The organism is Celeribacter ethanolicus (genome assembly GCF_001550095.1).
GTDB lineage: Bacteria > Pseudomonadota > Alphaproteobacteria > Rhodobacterales > Rhodobacteraceae > Celeribacter > Celeribacter ethanolicus.
Map to the genome: position 1 here is coordinate 98,318 of NZ_LRUC01000036.1, position 17,287 is coordinate 115,604.

At 62.0% G+C, this 17,287-nt stretch carries 18 protein-coding genes; 6 read left to right on the forward strand and 12 right to left on the reverse strand.

All coding sequences use genetic code 11. The features are described 5' to 3' along the window. Nucleotides 1-78: 78 nt before the first annotated feature. Complete coding sequence (locus tag NH195_RS13430) at nucleotides 79-567, forward strand: peroxiredoxin (RefSeq protein ID WP_066707798.1); 489 nt, start codon at nucleotides 79-81, stop codon at nucleotides 565-567. Between the two features lie 37 nt (nucleotides 568-604). Here NH195_RS13430 and NH195_RS13435 read toward each other — a convergent pair whose 3' ends face one another. Genes NH195_RS13435 through NH195_RS13465 form a run of 7 tightly spaced genes read right to left on the reverse strand, consistent with a single transcriptional unit; the run spans nucleotide 605 to nucleotide 7,310 of the window. Then, nucleotides 605-1,462: a mechanosensitive ion channel family protein gene (locus tag NH195_RS13435; RefSeq protein WP_066707801.1), complete on the reverse strand. Its 858-nt coding sequence runs from the start codon at nucleotides 1,460-1,462 to the stop codon at nucleotides 605-607. Further along, on the reverse strand, nucleotides 1,455-1,757 hold the full coding sequence (locus tag NH195_RS13440; RefSeq protein WP_066707804.1) for a 4a-hydroxytetrahydrobiopterin dehydratase: 303 nt from the start codon (nucleotides 1,755-1,757) through the stop codon (nucleotides 1,455-1,457). The genes NH195_RS13435 and NH195_RS13440 overlap by 8 nt, the downstream gene beginning before the upstream one ends. Continuing rightward, a complete protein-coding gene (locus NH195_RS13445) occupies nucleotides 1,750-2,928 on the reverse strand; it encodes a GNAT family N-acetyltransferase (protein ID WP_066707806.1) in 1,179 nt (392 codons plus the stop codon). Before NH195_RS13445 ends, NH195_RS13440 begins: the two co-directional genes overlap by 8 nt. Before the next feature lie 52 nt (nucleotides 2,929-2,980). Further along, nucleotides 2,981-3,739, reverse strand: a complete 759-nt coding sequence (locus tag NH195_RS13450; protein WP_066707808.1) for a glycerophosphodiester phosphodiesterase family protein — start codon at nucleotides 3,737-3,739, stop codon at nucleotides 2,981-2,983. Then, nucleotides 3,739-4,197 (reverse strand): RidA family protein, encoded by a 459-nt coding sequence (locus NH195_RS13455; protein WP_066707810.1) that lies wholly within the window; start codon nucleotides 4,195-4,197, stop codon nucleotides 3,739-3,741. Before NH195_RS13455 ends, NH195_RS13450 begins: the two co-directional genes overlap by 1 nt. A 45-nt stretch (nucleotides 4,198-4,242) precedes the next feature. Further along, nucleotides 4,243-5,547: an HlyD family type I secretion periplasmic adaptor subunit gene (locus NH195_RS13460; RefSeq protein WP_066707813.1), complete on the reverse strand. Its 1,305-nt coding sequence runs from the start codon at nucleotides 5,545-5,547 to the stop codon at nucleotides 4,243-4,245. After that, nucleotides 5,544-7,310, reverse strand: a complete 1,767-nt coding sequence (locus NH195_RS13465; protein WP_066707815.1) for a type I secretion system permease/ATPase — start codon at nucleotides 7,308-7,310, stop codon at nucleotides 5,544-5,546. The genes NH195_RS13460 and NH195_RS13465 overlap by 4 nt, the downstream gene beginning before the upstream one ends. 196 nt (nucleotides 7,311-7,506) lie before the next feature. On the opposite strand from NH195_RS13465, the gene NH195_RS13470 reads away from it, so the two are divergent. Further along, nucleotides 7,507-8,277 carry an MlaA family lipoprotein gene (locus tag NH195_RS13470; protein WP_238379761.1) on the forward strand — a complete coding sequence of 257 codons (771 nt, stop codon included), beginning with the start codon at nucleotides 7,507-7,509 and terminating at the stop codon, nucleotides 8,275-8,277. Then, nucleotides 8,270-8,854: an MlaC/ttg2D family ABC transporter substrate-binding protein gene (locus tag NH195_RS13475; RefSeq protein WP_066707817.1), complete on the forward strand. Its 585-nt coding sequence runs from the start codon at nucleotides 8,270-8,272 to the stop codon at nucleotides 8,852-8,854. The genes NH195_RS13470 and NH195_RS13475 overlap by 8 nt, the downstream gene beginning before the upstream one ends. 53 nt (nucleotides 8,855-8,907) lie before the next feature. Here NH195_RS13475 and NH195_RS13480 read toward each other — a convergent pair whose 3' ends face one another. Then, complete coding sequence (locus NH195_RS13480) at nucleotides 8,908-11,076, reverse strand: transglycosylase domain-containing protein (RefSeq protein ID WP_066707820.1); 2,169 nt, start codon at nucleotides 11,074-11,076, stop codon at nucleotides 8,908-8,910. A 280-nt stretch (nucleotides 11,077-11,356) separates the two neighbouring features. Here NH195_RS13480 and NH195_RS13485 point away from each other — a divergent pair, with 280 nt between their 5' ends. From NH195_RS13485 to NH195_RS13495, 3 genes are all read left to right on the forward strand, one after another. Then, nucleotides 11,357-11,695, forward strand: coding sequence for a P-II family nitrogen regulator (locus tag NH195_RS13485; protein WP_066708050.1), 339 nt, complete (start codon nucleotides 11,357-11,359; stop codon nucleotides 11,693-11,695). A gap of 35 nt (nucleotides 11,696-11,730) precedes the next feature. After that, entirely contained in the window at nucleotides 11,731-13,065 is a 1,335-nt protein-coding gene (locus NH195_RS13490; protein WP_066707824.1) for an ammonium transporter, read from the forward strand. Nucleotides 13,066-13,216: 151 nt separating this feature from the next. Next, on the forward strand, nucleotides 13,217-13,972 hold the full coding sequence (locus NH195_RS13495; RefSeq protein WP_066707827.1) for a lysozyme family protein: 756 nt from the start codon (nucleotides 13,217-13,219) through the stop codon (nucleotides 13,970-13,972). A gap of 53 nt (nucleotides 13,973-14,025) precedes the next feature. Here NH195_RS13495 and NH195_RS13500 read toward each other — a convergent pair whose 3' ends face one another. The 4 genes from NH195_RS13500 to smpB form a co-directional block, all read right to left on the reverse strand. Further along, nucleotides 14,026-14,406 (reverse strand): rhodanese-like domain-containing protein, encoded by a 381-nt coding sequence (locus NH195_RS13500; protein WP_066707830.1) that lies wholly within the window; start codon nucleotides 14,404-14,406, stop codon nucleotides 14,026-14,028. Nucleotides 14,407-14,568: 162 nt separating this feature from the next. Continuing rightward, nucleotides 14,569-15,753, reverse strand: a complete 1,185-nt coding sequence (locus NH195_RS13505) for an amino acid aminotransferase (protein ID WP_066707833.1) — start codon at nucleotides 15,751-15,753, stop codon at nucleotides 14,569-14,571. Beyond that, nucleotides 15,753-16,607, reverse strand: coding sequence for a 3-mercaptopyruvate sulfurtransferase (gene sseA, locus NH195_RS13510; RefSeq protein ID WP_066707835.1), 855 nt, complete (start codon nucleotides 16,605-16,607; stop codon nucleotides 15,753-15,755). Before sseA ends, NH195_RS13505 begins: the two co-directional genes overlap by 1 nt. A 125-nt stretch (nucleotides 16,608-16,732) precedes the next feature. After that, complete coding sequence (gene smpB / locus NH195_RS13515) at nucleotides 16,733-17,215, reverse strand: SsrA-binding protein SmpB (protein ID WP_066707837.1); 483 nt, start codon at nucleotides 17,213-17,215, stop codon at nucleotides 16,733-16,735. Nucleotides 17,216-17,287: the final 72 nt, after the last annotated feature.

Sequence of the window (17,287 nt, forward strand, 5' to 3'; positions counted from 1 at the left end):
GATCTTTCCTCTGGTCGCGAAACGCCCCGACCCTATATCGTCGAAAGACAGAATGACAACGCACAGAGGATCACAAAGATGACGATTTCGGTTGGAGACAGCCTGCCCGGCGGCAGCGTGCTCGAAATGACGGCGGAGGGACCCGCGGACGTGGAGCTTGCGGACAAGTTCAAGGGGCGCAAGGTTGTGCTCTTCGGTCTGCCGGGGGCCTATACGGGCGTGTGCACCACGGCGCATGTGCCGAGCTTCATTCGCACCATGCCGCAGTTCAAAGATAAGGGTGTGGATGAAGTGATTTGTGTCTCCGTCAACGATCCGTTCGTGATGGGCGCCTGGGCCAAGGACACCGGCGCGGATGTGGCCGGGATCACCATGCTGGGCGATGCGGAGGCCGGGTTCATCAAGGCGCTGGGTCTCGACTTCACCGCGCCGCCTGCCGGGCTGATCAACCGCTCCAAACGCTTCGCGCTTTATGCCGAAGACGGGGTTGTGAAAGTTCTGGAGGTCGAGGCCAGCCCGGGTGAATGCACGATTTCCGCAGGCGAGTCGCTTCTGGAAAAACTCTGACAGATGAACGCCCGGGGGGATACCCCGGGCGTTTTCGTCATTCGGCGGCCGCAGCGGTGTTGATCAGCGTTCGCGTCGGGAAGGGAATGTCCACCCCGGCCTCGTCCAGCGCTTCTTTGACCTTGCGCTTCATGTCGGCCTGATACGGGAAGAAATCGGCGGATTTGACCCAGACCCGGACGAGGAAATCGACCGAGAAATCGCCGAGATTGTTGACCTGGATAAAGGGCTCCGGATCGCTGAGGGAGCGGGGGTCGGACATGATGGTCTTGCGGATCACCTCTTCGGCGGTCTTGAGATTGGCGCCATAGCCCACGCCAAAGGTCCATTCCGCGCGCCGGGTCTGGTTGGTGGAGTAATTGGTGATGATATTGCCCCAGACCTGCGAATTCGGCACGATCACCTGCACGTTGGAGAGATCGGCAAGCTCGGTATAGTTCAGTGAAATGTCCTTTACGGTCCCGGACTTGCCCGCAACCTCGACGAAATCGCCGATCTTGAAGGGTCGGAACAGGATGATCATCACCCCGGCGGCAATATTCGACAGCGTGCCCTGAAGTGCCAGACCGATGGCGAGACCGGCGGCACCGATGACGGCGACGATGGAAGTGGTTTGGATGCCGAAGGTGTTGAGGATGATCAGGACGGTGAAGGCCAGAACCGCATAGCGTGCGATATTGGCGAGGAAATTGAACAGCGTGTCGTCGAGGCTTTGATATCTGAGCCCGATGGCGCGAATCCGCCGTCCGATCCAGCCGGAAATCATCATCCCGGCGACCAGAAGCAGCAAGGCGCCGAGGATGGAACCGGCGATCCCCGCGAGGAATTCGAGCGACAGGTAGTCGCCCACGGTGTGCCCGTTGTAAATCTCGTGGTTCAGGATCTGTTCAAACATATGCGGCTGCCTCGTTCATTTTCTGTGCCAATTCGATGTCTTTCACGGTCAATCCGCCCGCGTCATGGGTCGAAAGCGTCACCTCGACCGTGCGGTACACATTGCGCCAATCCGGGTGGTGATCGCGTTTCTCGGCGAGCAGCGCAACCCGTGTCATGAACGCGAAGGCCTCGACGAAGTTCCGGAATACAAAACGCTTTTCAATCGCGGTTCCGTCGGAATTCTCTGTCCAACCCTGTGCAACGAGCGGCGCAAGGGCCTTGTCGCGGGCGGTGCCTTTTAAAAGCTCAGTCATGGTCGTCCTCCTCGGCGGTGGATTTGAACGGGCCGTAGGCGGTCAAAACCTCGACCTCCTCGGCCACGGCGGTGCGTTCGGCTTCGAGATATTCGCCCACGGCGCGAGCAAACCCGGGATCGCGCATCCAGTGCAGCGAATGCGTCGTGTTGGGCAGATAGCCGCGCGCAAGTTTGTGTTCGCCCTGCGCGCCTGCTTCGACGCGGCTCAAGCCTTGGGTGATGGCATAGTCGATGGCCTGATAATAGCAGAGTTCGAAATGCAGGCTCGGGTGATATTCGGTACAGCCCCAATAGCGCCCGAAGAGCCGGTCGCGCCCGATGAAATTCAAAGCGCCCGCAACAGGGTGCCCGTCGCGGAGCGCCAGAACCAGCAAAACGTCGTCGCTCATGGTCTCATGCAGCTCATCGAAAAACGCCCGGGTCAGGTAAGGCGAGCCCCATTTGCGGCTGCCGGTGTCCTGATAAAATGCCCAGAACGCATCCCAATGTTCGGGTTTGATGTCGTCGCCGGTGAGCTGAATGATCTCGCCGCCAAATCCATGCGCCTGCGCGCGTTCCTTGCGGATGTTCTTGCGCTTGCGCGACGAAAGCGCGGCGAGAAAATCGTCGAACGTGGTATAGTCGGCGTTGTCCCAATGAAACTGCTGCCCGGTGCGATGTAGCAAACCCATGGCCTTGCCCGCGGCGACCTCCTCTCCGGTGCAAAACGTCAGATGCAGGGAGCTGAGCCGGTTCTGATCCGCCACCTCGACCGCGCCCTGAACCAGTGCCGCTTGACCGATGTCCTCGAACCCCGGGCGGGTCAACAGCCGACGTCCTGTGACCGGCGTGAAAGGCACGGCGATCTGGAGTTTCGGGTAATACCGCCCGCCAGCGCGCTCGTAGGCATGGGCCCAGTTGTGATCGAACACATATTCGCCCTGGCTGTGGCTTTTGGCATACATCGGTGCGACGGCGATCACCCGTTCCTCGGCCCGCGCCACAAGGTAGCTCGGTTGCCAGCCGGTGCCGGGACCGACCGAGGCGGAGCGTTCAAGCGCCATCAGGAACCGATACGTGACAAACGGGTCCTCGGGCCGTCCGTCGCCGGGGGCGGCACAGGCATCCCAGTCCTTCGACGCAATCGCGTCGAGGCTGCTCATCAGGCTGATTTCGATCTGATCCGTCATGGAAGTCCCGCGCGCCACGTTCGTCTAGAAACTGGCACGCAGGCTCCGGGCGTCAAGTCGGGAGGTATCCCTCGAAGGTGATATTCTCCGCAATCTGGCGTGCCTGTACTTCGGCCTCCGGGCTTTTGATCGTCCAGCACAGAATATGCGCACCCGTCGATTTCAACTCGGCCACGCGCGGCGAAGACAGGTCGTCCCATTGGTGCGAAATGAAGCAGGCATCCACCCGGTGGTAATCCGGGATCTCCCGGAGTTCCGCACGGCGGCTTTCCGGAACCATCTTGTCTCCGTTCCCGGACCAGGCGCTGGTGGTCAGGCCTCGCGGGATCTCCGGGCAGAGCTCGGCCAGTTTGGCCACCGAATACGGGTTGAAGGACATCAGCGCCACCGGCCCCTGATAGCCCGCAAGTGCCCGCGCGGCAGCTTCCTCAAGAAGGCCCACTTTAGGCCCCATGGCGCCGTCCTGGTCCTTTACCTCGATCAAAAGCGGGACTTGCCCGGCCACGGCATCGAGCACCTGTTCCAGCGTCGGAACTCCGACCTCGCCGGTTTTGAACCGCAGCTCCGTAAGTTCGGTGACATTGCGTTGCGCAAAAGGTCCGGAGCCCTCGGTCAGCCGGTGCAGGCTGTAATCGTGAAACACCATCGCCTCCCCGTCAGAGGAAAGTTGCAAGTCAATCTCGATGCCGAATCCGCCGGCGATGGCGGATTCGATGGCTTTCATGTTGTTCTCGGCACGGGTTCGATTGCCATCGTGCAGAGCGCGGTGGGCAATCGGGGCCTTGAAAAAGGCAGGATCGAGAGTGGGCATCAGACCAGCTCGAAAATCGCTTCGATCTCGACCGCGACACCCAGCGGCAGGCTGGCGGCGGAGACGGCGGAGCGGGCATGACGCCCGGCCTCACCCATGACGGCAACCATGAGATTGGAAGCGCCGTTGATCACTTTCGGCTGTTCGGTGAACTCGGGCGTCGAATTGACGAAGCCCACCAGCTTCACCAGCCGCTTCACCTTGGAGAAATCCCCGCCGACGGCGGCATTGGCCTGCGCCAGAAGCGCCAGAGCACAGCGCTCGGCGGCCTTGGCCCCGGCTTCGGTGTCGAGATCCGCACCGAGCTTGCCGCAGATCAGCCCGGCGGGGCCGGAGGAAATCTGACCGGAGATGAAAAGCTGCTGGCCGTTCTGCACGAAGGGCACGTAATTGGCGGCGGGCGCCGGGGCATCGGGCAGGGTGAGGCCGAGGTCGGAAAGCTTGGCGGAGAGGTCCATGGTCAGTCCTTGTTCTGAGTCGTCTGAAGTGGTCTTAATACACCCTCAGTCTTCGCGGAAGGCGCGGGTGAAATAATCGGTGAGCGGTTTCGTCAGATAGGCGATGGGCGAGCGTTCTCCGGTCGCCATATAGGCCTCGACCGGCATGCCGGGAATGAGCACGGAGCCTTCGGGCAAGCGGGCGCGCTGGTCCTCGGGGATATGGATGTCGGCACGGTAATACCGCGCGCCCGTGGCCTCGTCGGTGAAGGCGTCCGGCGAGATGCGCATGACCTGACCTTCGAGCTCGGGCGTCGCGCGGCGGTCGAAGGAGGTAAAGCGCAGCCGCACCGGTTGTCCGGGGTAGACCTGATCGACATGGGTCGGGCTGATGCTGGCGGTGATGATCAGTGGACGATCCTGTGGCACGATGAACAGCACGGGCTGTGCGGGTTGTACCACGGCGCCGGGGCCGAAGACCGTCAGGCCATAGACCACGCCCGCCACCGGGGCGCGGATGTCGAGCCGGGCGAGCCGCGCTTCAAGCGCGCTGCGTTGCTCGCGCAGGCTGCCGATCTCGGCCTGAATGTCGCGCAGCTCGGTGATGGCGCTTTCGCGCCGGTCGCTGGCCGCCTTGAGGATTTGCAACTCGATTTCGGTGATCTGCACCTGTGCCTGTGCCTCGGACGTGTCGATGCGGCCGATTTCGGCGGCGAGGCTCACCGCATCCCGGCGCAACCCGATCACCCGGCTTTGCTGGGTCAGCCCGCGGTCGAGCAGGGCATTTTGCGCGGCAAGGTCTTCTTCGAGCAAGTCAAGCTGTTTGGAGAGGGCGGCTTTCTGGCGGCCAAGCCCGCCGATCTGCACTTCGATCTGGCTGCGTTGTTTGCCGAGCTGGTCGATTTCCGCGCGGGCGGTCTCGCGCCGTGCGGTGAACAGATCGCGCTGACCGGTCACCGAACGGGCCACCTGCGGGTCCTCCGCCATACGTGCCACGAGTTCCGGTGCGAGGGTCAGCGTATCCGCCCCGTCTCGTTCGGCCTCAAGCCTCGCGGCGCGGGCGATATATTCGAAAAGCTGGGTTTCGATCAGGGCTAGGTCGCTGAGATATTCGTCCGGTGACAGCGAGATCAGAAGCGCTCCCATGGTCACAGGGTCCCCTTCGGAGACATGTACGGCGGCCACCTCCCCGCCGTCGCGATGCGCCACGGCTTGTCGATTCTGTTCGACCTGCACCTGACCCGAAGCGACGACGGCCCCGTCGATCCGGGCGAAAATAGTCCAGCCACCAAAGCCGCCGAGCAAGAGCGTGACACAGAACAGGCCGAAGAGCACGATGCGGCGGGCGGGCCAGGCCGTGGATGGGGTCATTGCACGCCCCCCATGCCGGAGGTCGGGCCGCTTCGGGGCCCGGCCTCTGTGCGGGCTTTCTGAATCTCGGTGGAATTCTTCACCATGTCGGACAGCACCTGATCGCGCGGGCCGAAGGCACGGCGCATGCCGCCATCCAGCACGAGGAGCTTTTCGCATTCCTGAATCGCCGAAGGCCGGTGCGCCATGATCAGCACGGCGCCGCCGTCCTTCTTGTGGCGGCGGATGGCGGCGTTCAGCGCCAGAGAACCGGTGTTGTCGAGGTTGGCGTTCGGCTCATCGAGAATGACGATCACCGGGTCGCCGTAAAAGGCGCGGGCCAGGCCGATGCGCTGCATCTGCCCACCGGACAGAAGCCCGCCTGCCGAAGCGACCGGCGTGTCGTACCCCTCGGGCAGCGACAGGATCAAATCATGCGCATCGGCTTTTTTCGCGGCAGCAACGACGGCCTCGGCATTGGGGCTCAACGACAGTTTGGCGATGTTCTCGGCGATGGTGCCGTCGAAAAGCTGCACCTGTTGCGGCAGGTAGCCGATGTAATTGCCGAGCGCTTCGGGGGCATAATGCGACAGCGTCGCGCCATCGAGCCGGATCGAGCCGCTGGCCGGTTGCCAGACCCCGGTCAGGGCGCGCGCCAATGTCGACTTGCCGGCACCCGAGGGGCCGATGACGCCAAGCGCTTCGCCGGGGGCGAGATCGAAACCGATCATCCGGAGCGCGGCTTGGTGCTGGCCCGGGGGCATGACGAAGAGCTGATACACCGTTAGCTGTGCATGAGGTCGCGGTAGTTCGGTGCGCGGCTTCGCTTGGGGCGTCTTCCCCAGAAGCTCGGAAAGATCTGACCAGCCACGCTGTGCCTGTTGCACGATGGTCCATTGTCCGATCAGAAGGTCAACCGGTTGCAGCGCCCGGCCCAGCAGAATGGAGCTGGCGATCATTGCGCCCGGTGTGACCTGACGTTCGAGCACCAGCCAGGCCCCCATGGCCAGTATGGCGGATTGCAGGAACAGGCGCAGCGTGCGGGAGGCGGCGGCGAAACCGTGGGTCGTGTCCTCGCTGATGACCGTCTTTTCAAGGGCCGTGTCGCGCATCCTGAGCCAGCGCCGATAGGCGGCCTCGCGCATGCCAAGGGCGGTGAGCGCCTCGGCGGATGCACCCATGCTTCTGGCGGTCTGGCTGGCTTCGGCTTCGGCGCGGATCATCGCGTCCTTTGCGGGTCTGGCGAGGCTGCGATGCCAGAGGGCAACGGCGACCAGAACCGCACCTCCTCCCGTGGCCAGAAGTCCGAGATAGGGATGAAACAGAGAAATCCCCAGAAGAAAGATCGGGGTGAACGGCAGATCGTAAAGCGCGGCAAAGGCCGTGGAGCCGAAAAACCGGCGCAGGGCGGAGAGCTGATCCATGGCGCGGCTCTTGCCTGCCTCGCGCGGGGTCAGTGCGGCATGACCCAGAGCGGCGTGGAACACCCGATCTTCGAGCGCGCTCTGAAACCGTGCCCCGATCCGTGACAGAAGCCGCGCACGGGTGCCGTCGAGCAGGCCCATCATCAGGTAGAGAAAACCGACGATCGAGAACAGCGCGAGCAGGGTGGCCTCGGATCCGGAGCCGAGCACCCGGTCGTAGACCTGCAACATGAAAAGCGGACCGGTGAGCATCAGAAGGTTGATGCAGACGGAAAACAGCCCCGCCGCCCAGAACAGGCCACGCGATTCTCCGCGGGCGTCGATCAACTCCCCTCGTCCGATGCGGTTTTGTTCACTCATGTGGCTGTCTTATCCGGTTTTCGCGATATGTGCGGGGTTTGACAGGAGGGCTGCGCAACCGTGCACGCTTTGTTGAAACTATGTCACAGACTCATAACACCCGGAGGGTTAATATTGGGCTTTCATTCGTGTCATACTATCTGGGCATATACCCACGACGCGAATGTCTTGTTACGTTCTGAACCGAAAGTCTGCCATGATGCGAGTTTTCCAAACCCGGTTCCTGCCGCTGATCGCGGTCCTTTCCCTCGGAGTGCTGGTGGGATGTACCGCCGCGCCGCAAGGGGGCGGGATCAACGATCCCTACGAGGAGGTGAACCGCAGCTGGCACGAGACCAACGTGGCGCTCGACCGCAGCGTGATCAAACCTGTGTCGACCGCCTATGGTACGGTGGTGCCCGATCCGCTGCGCAAGGGGCTGTCGAATGTCTCCGACACGCTGAGCATTCCGGGCACCGTGGTGAACGACGTGCTGCAATTGCGACTGGGGGATGCGCTGCACAACACCGCGCGCTTCGCGGTCAACGCGACCGTGGGGATCGGCGGGCTGTTCGATCCGGCGACGGGGATGGGGCTTGAGGAACGCGATTCCGATTTCGGCGAGACGCTTTACACTTGGGGTGTGGGCGAAGGGGCCTATGTCGTGCTGCCGGTCTACGGGCCGTCGACGGAGCGCGATGCGTTCGGCCTGATCGTCGATATCGCGCTGGATCCGGTGGGCAACCTTCTGGGCAACCCGGAGGCGAGCTACAAGACGGGGCTGAAAGTCGCCGATCTGGCCGACACACGTTATCGTTACTCGGACCTGTATGAATCGCTGATGTATGACAGCGCCGACAGCTATACGCAGATGCGCCTGACCTATCTCGACAATCGCCGCTATGAGCTCGGCACACCTATCGTCGCGGGCGAAGAGGGGGCGGATCAGGCCGCGACCTATGATATTTATGAGGACTTCTATGAGTGACTTCGGGTTCACCCGCCGCATGACTCTCGGCGCGCTCGGCGCAGCTCTGGTGCTGCCCCGCGCGGCGCTGGCCTTTTCCACGTCTCAGGCGGAGGCGCTGATCGGCAAGGCGGTGGCGGACATCAATACCATCATCAATTCGGGCAGGTCCGAAGCGGCGATGTATGTCGAGTTCGAGAAGGTGCTGGTGCGTTATGCCGACATGCCCAACATCGCCCGCTCGGTGCTCGGCCCGCCCGCCCGCTCTGCCTCGGGGGCGCAGATGAGCGCCTTCACCAAGGCGTTCCAGACCTATATTGCGCGTAAATACGGTTCGCGTTTCCGCGAATTCATCGGTGGCAAGATCCAAGTCAACAGCAGCCAGAAGATCAACTCGATCTACGATGTGCGCTGCACCGCGATCCTGCAGGGCGAAGCCCCCTTCGACATCTCGTTCATCGTGCATGACAAGGCGGGCAAGTTCATCGACCTTCAGATCGAGGGGATTTCGCTTCTGAAATCCGAACGCGCCGAGATCGGGGCGATGCTCGACAAGGCCGGTGGGTCGATCGACAAGCTGACGGCATCGCTGGCCTGACCGCCCCCGAAAGAGTGAATGGAAAAACGCGCCCCGGAAGGCGCGTTTTTTTGTCAGTTGCCGTTGCCGAAAATCGCCCCCAGAAGATCGAGCAGCACGTTGTCGGCCTTGTCGTTGCCACGCTGGCCGTTGCCCGAGGGTTGCGCACGTTGCACCGTGGGAGGGGCGGCGGGGCGGATCATCGGCAGAGGTTTGGGCTCAAGGCCGCTTTGCACCTGCGCCATGGTCCGCTGCCAGATTTCGGCGGGGAGCCCGCCACCGGTTACCCCGGTCAAGGGCGAGTTGTCGTCGTATCCCATCCAGACGCCCGCGACGTAATCGGCGGTAAAGCCCATGAACCAGGCATCGCGCGCGGCCTGCGTCGTGCCGGTTTTGCCCGCGACCTCATAGCCGGGAATTTGTGCCCGCGCACCGGTGCCGGATTGAACCCCGTTATACATCATGTAGATGAGTTGCTGGGCACTGTCCGGGGTGATGACCCGCTCGCCAAGCCCGCCTTCCTGCCCCATCAGCGGTGTGTTGTCGCCCTTGAGACGCAGGGATTTGAGACCGTAGGGCGCCACGGAAGAGCCGCCGTTCAGGATCCCGGCATAGGCCCCGGTCATCTCCAGCAGTGTGGTTTCCGACACGCCGAGCGCCAGAGCCGGGCCTTGCGCCAGATCGCTTTCGATCCCGAAGCTCGACGCCACGGTCCGCACGTTCTCAAGCCCCGCATCCATCGCCAGTTCCACTGCCGGGATGTTGTAGCTGTGCTTGAGCGCGTCGGTCAGGGTGACGGCGCCGTGGAACTTGCGGTCGTAGTTCTGCGGCGACCAGGGGCCGGAGCCGGGGATGTTGAGCGTGATCGGTTCGTCCACCACCACATCGTCATAGGACCAGCCCATGTCGAGCGCCGTGGCATAGACGAAGGGTTTGAACGAGGAGCCGGGCTGGCGTTTCGCCTGTGTCGCCCGGTTGAAGGCGCCCGAAACCTTGAGTTTGCGTCCGCCCACCATGGCGCGGACCGCGCCGTCGGCGGACATCACCACGATGGCGGCCTGTGCCTCCGATCCTTCGCGGACCTTGTTCTCGAAAATCCAGATCAGCGCCTCTTCGGCCGCGGCCTGAATGCGTTGGTCGAAGGTGGTTTCAATCACCACGTCCTCGGTCGTGTCGCGGGTGAGAAAATCCGGCCCCGCGCCCATCACCCAATCGGCGAAATAGCCGCCCGCGCGTTTTTCCGCCGTTTCAGACAGTTCGGCGGGATGGGCCTTGGCATAGGCACGTTCCTCGTCCGTGATGTAGCCCTGCTGGTTCATCAGCAGGAGCACGATCCCCGCCCGTTCCTGCGAGCGTTGCAGGTTGTTCGTCGGGGCATAACGCGTGGGGGCCTGCAACAGACCCGCGAGCATGGCGGCCTCGGAGATGTTCACCTCGGCGGCGGATTTGCCGAAATAGCGCTGGGCGGCGGCTTCGAAGCCGTTCGCGCCGGCGCCGAGATAGGCGCGGTTCATGTAGATCGACAGGATCTCGTTCTTGGAATAGCGCGCCTCCATCGCCATGGCGAAGACCATTTCCTTGAGCTTGCGCGCAATCGTGGTTTCCCGGCAGTCGTCCTCGTATTCGGTTTGGGTCTTCCACTTCTTCGGATCGTAGGGCACGCCGAGACAGAGAAGCTTCGCGGTCTGCTGGGTCAGGGTCGATCCCCCGTGCCCGGACAGTGGCCCGCGCCCCTCAGAGAGGTTGATGCGGATGGCGGAGGCGATGCCGCGCGGGCTGACGCCGAAATGGCGATAGAAGCGTTTGTCCTCCGTGGCGACGATCGCCTCTTTCAGATAGGGCGACACGGTGTCGGCGGTGATTTGCCCGCCGAATTGTTCGCCACGCCAGGCAAAGACCGATCCGTCGCGATCCAGGAGGGTGACCGAGCCGCGCGCCCGCCCGTCCAGAAGCGAGTCATAGGGGGGCAGGCTCGAGTAAAGGTAGAACACCGCGATGCCGATGATCACGGCAAGCGCGATTCCGGCCCGCGTGAGGGTGATCCAGATCAGCCGCCAGAGGCCGCCGATAAGGCGCAGGAAGATATTGGACGACCGCTTGCGCGTGCGGTTGGCGCGCGGTTTTTTCGGTGCCCTGGGCTTTTGCGGTCCCTTGGGCTTTGTCTGTTTTTTCTGGGCCTTCTGGGTCGCGGGATAGCGTCTATCCGCCACCAGCCTGGGCTTTCCCCGGTTTGGTCCGGTCATGTCTCTTGCTCGATCTCGATCCGTTCTTGGTTGCGGTGAGTGTAAAGACTTGGCCTCTGGATGTTGAGGGGAAAGTTAAGACGAAATGAGTCGCCTTTGCCTCTTTATTTTGCGCCCATTTTTTAATCTGCGCGCACAAAATGTATAATCTTTGAGCAGGAGCTCCTGAAAATGACACAGGATTCCAGCGCGGATTCCTTGTGAAGCAACTCTGAACACCGTTTTGCTGACCCCGTGGCTGTCTTTCGGACGCCGCCCGCTCAAACGGAAGGGGAAAAACGTGAAACTCATTATTGCTGCAATCAAGCCGTTCAAGCTTGAAGAAGTCCGCGAAGCACTCACCGGTATCGGTGTGCGCGGCATGATGGTGACGGAGATCAAGGGCTTTGGCTCGCAGTCCGGTCACACCGAGATTTATCGCGGCGCAGAATATGCCGTGAACTTCGTGCCGAAGGTGAAGCTCGAAATCGTCGTGGCCGACGCCATGGCCGATCAGGTGGTGGAGACCATCGCAACCACCGCCAAGACCGACAAGATCGGCGACGGCAAGATTTTTGTCCTCGACGTGGAAGGCGCGACCCGCGTCCGTACCGGCGAGACCAACGACGACGCGATCTAATCGCGCTTACCCGAAACGAAAGGGACTTGAGACAGATGAAACTCACCAAATATCTTCCCCTTGCCGCCGCGCTCGTCGCGCTGCCGGCCATGGGGTTTGCGCAAGAGGCCGAAATGGCGGCCGACATGACGCCGCCGAACGAAGAAATCGGCTATATCTTCACCACTTTCATGTTCCTCGTCACCGGTTTCCTGGTGATGTGGATGGGCGCGGGCTTCTCCATGCTCGAAGCCGGGCTCGTGCGTTCCAAGAACGTGGCGATGCAGCTGACCAAGAACATCGCGCTCTTCGCGATCGCCGCCGTGATGTACTACATCATCGGTTACAACCTGATGTACCCGGGCGATGCCTGGTCCATCACCAACGTGCTCGGCGCCTTCTCGATGACCGTGCTTGAGCCGGTGGGCGGTTCCCCCGACACCGACCTGACCTATGCCTCCGTCGGTTCCGACTTCTTCTTCCAGTTGATGTTCTGTGCCACCACCGCGTCCATCGTGTCCGGGACCCTCGCTGAGCGCATCAAACTGTGGCCGTTCCTGGTCTTCACCGTGGTTCTCACCGGCTTCATCTACCCGATCCAGGCCTCCTGGAAATGGGGCGGCGGTTTCCTCGATGCGAACTACGGCTTCCTCGATTTCGCTGGCTCCACCGTCGTGCACTCCGTGGGTGGCTGGGCCGCTCTGGCCGGTGCCCTCATCCTCGGTCCGCGTATCGGCAAGTACAAAGACGGCAAAGTCACCGCTTTCCCGGGTTCCAACCTGCCGCTCGCAACGCTCGGTACGTTCATCCTGTGGCTCGGCTGGTTCGGTTTCAACGGCGGTTCCCAACTCTACATGGACACTGCTGGCAACGTGGCTGACATCTCTCGCATCTTCGCGAACACCAACACCGCGGCTGCCGGTGGTGCGATTGCCGCTCTGATCGTGACCCAGCTTGTCTACGGCAAGGTCGACCTCACCATGGTGCTCAACGGCTCGCTGGCCGGTCTCGTGTCCATCACCGCCGAACCGCTGACCCCGACCCTGGGTGCAGCTACCCTGATCGGTGCCGTGGGCGGTATCATCGTGGTCTTCGCCGTGCCGCTGCTCGACAAGCTGAAAATCGACGATGTCGTCGGCGCCATTCCGGTCCACCTCTTCTGCGGTATCTACGGCACCATCGCCGTGGTCTTCACCAACCCCGATGCCACCCTTGGCGGTCAGTTGATCTCCATCGCGATCGTCGGTGTCTTCACCTTCGTGGTGTCCGCCATCGTCTGGTTCATCCTGAAAATGGTCATGGGCATCCGCGTCTCCGAAGAAGAAGAGATCATGGGTCTCGACAAAGGCGAGCTTGGCATGGAAGCCTATCCGGAGTTCTACAAAGGCTGATCCCTTCCTCAGTCTGAAAAACAGGCCCGGGCGTCACAAGCGCCCGGGCTTTTTCATGTCTCCTCTTTCAGGCCCGGAGTTTGGTCCTAACGATTTCTCAACCAAGCTGACCTAGACCGGTCGTCGACCCTTTCAAAACGTCGAGGACCCGATGTCGCGCAAAACGTGCGTTCTGCTGGTGATCATTCTGCTCTGGCCGCATACGTTGCTGGCCGAGCCGGTGTCCCTGTTGCGGCCCAGCGGGCAGGCCTGGGATCTCGAGCGCCAGCCTCTTGTCGCCAGCCTGCCGCAGCCGCTGTCCACGCCTTTGAACGGCGCGGAGAGTTTTGGGCCGAGCCTGTTTGCCGGACGGGCGGAGGGCAGTTTCTTCGAGCCTCTGCCGCCGCGCCCGGATGACCGTGCGCGCATTCGCGGTGTCATGCATGCGTCTGCGGATATTCTTCGCATCCGCGCCTTGATCGGGCGGGCGGAAAGTCCACGTGACGGCTACGATGCGGTGCAGCACGGGGCGACGCGCAGGCCTGCGAAGAAACCGACGCAAATGACGCTGGGTGAGATTTTCGCCTGGATCGACGCCACGCCCGGCCAGCCTCATGCTATCGGTTACTACCAGTTCATTCCTTCGACACTGGCGTCACTGGTCACCGAACTGGATCTCGGGCCGGAGGTGATCTTTACCCCTGCCGTGCAGGACCGTCTGGCCGATATCCTGCTGGCCGATGCCGGGATTTACGAACTGCGCGCGGGCGAGATCACCCGGCAGCGCTTCATGAACAATCTGGCGCGGATCTGGGCCGGGTTGCCGACCACGTCGGGCAAGTCGCATTACCATGGCTACGCAGGCAACAAGGCGACGATTTCCTGGGCAGAGTTCGATCGGGCCATGGCGGAGGCTTTTCCCGGTTAAACGAAAACGAGCGCCCCGGAGAGCGCTCGTCTGAATGACAGGGGGGGAGGTTCTTACTGGGCCGGGACCTTTTTCGGCGCGCCGGTTGCCATGTCGGTGCCGGTGTAGGCCTTGCCCGCCGCTTTCCAGGCGCCGAAGCCGCCTTCCATGTGGCCGACCGGGCTGATGCCTGCGGCGGCACAGGCCATGGCGACCTTGCCGGAGCGGACGCCGGAGCCGCAATGGAAGATGATGCGTTTGCCTTCCTGCGACGGCAATTTCTCGGCGGAGAAGAAAGACAGCGGCATCAGCAGCGCGCCTTCGATATGTTCGAAGGCATATTCCTGCGGGGTGCGCACGTCGATCACGGCAATCTCGTTGGCGTCGAAAGCCTTGGCGACCTCGTCCACGGTCCAGGTCTCGAAGGTCAGCCCATCGTTGGTTTCGGTTTTCATAGCGTTTCCTTTTGGTGGTTCTGTCCGGTATCCAGACATATGCGAATAAGTTGCATTTAAAAGTCATCTTATCGTGACGCGATGCGACACATTTAATTTAGCACGGAAGATATGAAAAAAGCGCGCCGAAGCGCGCTTTTGACCGTAAATTTTTGCATGTGCTTATTTGCAGGTCTTGGCGATCGCAGCGGCCAGAAGCGGCACGGTCTCGGCATTGAGGCCCGCGATGTTCATCCGCGAATCGCCGACCATGTAGATGCCGAAGTCTTCGCGCATTTTGAGAACCTCTTCCGGGGAAGCGCCGATGCGGGAGAACATGCCGCGGTGACGGGCGATGAAATCGAACCGGTCGCTGTTGGTCAGGCGTTTCAGCTCGTCGGCGAGCTGTTGGCGCAGCCCCAGCATCCCGAGGCGGACTTCTTCGAGTTCTGCCATCCAGTCGGCCTTGAGCGCTTCGTCGGTGAGGATCATCGACACCAGACGCGCGCCGTGATCCGGCGGGAAGGAATAGTTCTGACGGTTCAGGTAGTTGAGCGTCCCTTGGGTCACCGGGGTCTGCTCGGCTGTCTCGGAGATCGCCATCAGGCAGCCGGTGCGCTCGCGGTAGATGCCGAAGTTTTTCGAACAGGAAGACGCCACCAGAAGTTCCGGCAGTTTGGAGGCCAGAAGACGGGTCGCCGCCGCGTCCTCCTCAAGCCCGTCGCCAAAGCCCTGATAGGCGATGTCCACAAGCGCGGTCGCGCCTTTCTCGGCGATCAGATCGGCCACCAGACCGTATTGTTCGAGCGTCAGGTTCGCGCCCGTCGGGTTGTGACAGCAGCCATGCAGCAACACCACATCGCCCGCTTTCAGCGCCTTGAGGCTGTCCATCATCGCATCGAAATCGACGGTGCAGGAGGCCTCGTCGAAATAGGCGTATTCGGCGTGGTTCAGCTTCATGAACTTGATGATCGACACATGGTTCGGCCAGGTCGGGTTCGAGGTCCAGACGGTGGTCTCCGGATCGACGAGCTTGGCGAGCTCAAGCGCCTGACGCACCGCACCGGTGCCGCCGGGGGTCGCGATTGCGCCAACGCGGGCGTGATCCACGCTGTCGCCAAGAACCATGGTCTTCATCGCGGCGCCAAAGGCCGGATCGCCGGAGAGTGCGGTGTAGCTCTTGGTGGTTTCCTCGTCCCAGAGCTGTTTCTCAGCCGCCTTGATCGCGCGCATGATGGGCGTGTGGCCGGTCGCGTCCTTGTAGACGCCGACGCCAAGGTCGATCTTGGTCTCGCGCGGATCTTCGCGGTAGAACTGCATCAGTTGAAGGATTTTATCCGCCGGTTGCGGCTTCAGGTTGTTCAGCATTACGCGTCTCCAGTTGCGACTTTCAGGTCGCCATACATACCCCATTCCGCCCAGGACCCGTCGTAAAGCGAGAAAGGCACGCCGAGACGGGTGAGCGCGAGGCCCAAAATAGCGGCGCTCGCCCCCGACCCGCAGGTGGTGATCGCCGGTTTGTTCAGATCGACGCCCGCGTTTTCGAAAATACGGCGCAGCGCCTCATTGGATTTCAATGTGCCATCGGGGTTCAGAACCTCCGGAAACGGCACGTTGCGGGAATTCGGGATATGGCCGGAGGCAAGGCCGGGGCGCGGTTCCGGCTCTTCGCCCTTGAACCGGCGGGACGAACGCGCGTCGATAATGACGTAATCGCCGAGTTTGGAAGAGGCGGCCACCTGGGTCACATCGCGCACAAGCTCGGGGCGTTCCTCGACCACCATGTGGCGGTCGCGGATCACGGGCGGGATGTCGGTGACCGGACGGCCTTCGGATTTCCATTTCGGCAGGCCGCCGTCCAGAACGGCCACATTGTCCTGGCCGAAATATTTGAACATCCACCAGACGCGCGGCGCGGAGAAGATGCCGGAGGTGTCATAGACCACAACCTGATGTCCGTCGCCGATGCCAAGCGCGCGCATGCGGGACATGAATTTCTCCACCGGCGGCAACATATGCGGCAGGCTCGACCGCAGATCGGCCACCTCGTCGATGTCGACAAACCGCGCACCGGGAATGTGTTCGCGCTCGTATTCGGCGCGGCAATCGCGGTTGTCTGCGGGCATGTACCAACTGGCGTCGATGAGCCGCAACTCCGGCGCCTTGAGGTTTTCGGCAAGCCAGGCGGTGGACACCAGTGTTTTCGGATCGCTCTCGGGCATGTGACCTCTTTCGGTCCTGAAGACAGTCGTTCCTGCCTTAGCGTTACCGGCTTACGGGTGCAAGCGATGCAATGAGCACAGGCGGTTTGCCGGGACACAAAATGCCGTGCGGGCGTAAAAACCGCTCAGTCGCCGTGGCGCAAAAGCCGTTGCTTCTGACGGCCCCAGTCGCGTTTCGCTTCGGTTTCGCGCTTGTCGACGTTCTTCTTGCCCTTGGCGATGCCGAGTTTGATCTTCACCTTGCCGCGATGATTGAAATACATCACCAGCGGCACGAGGGTCATGCCCTGACGCCCGGTGGCCTGCCAAAGCCGGGCCAACTCGCGCCGGGACACCAGCAACTTGCGCTTGCGGCGTTCTTCATGCGGGAACATCGCCTGTTCATAGGGCGCGATATAGGCGTTGGTCAGCCAAAGCTCGCCATCGTCGACCGAGGCATAGCTTTCGGCGATGTTGGATTGCCCGGTGCGCAGCGATTTGACCTCGGAACCGGTGAGCGCGATGCCGCATTCTATGTCATCCTCGATGGCATAGTCGTAGCGCGCGCGCCGGTTCTCGGCGATCACCTTGTAGTTCTTTTCTTCCGGGGTCTGTTTTTTCTTGGCCATAGTGGAACGTCAGATAGGCGTTCGGCGGCGATCTGTCCACTGGTCCGGCAGGGGGAAATCTGGCAAAACACG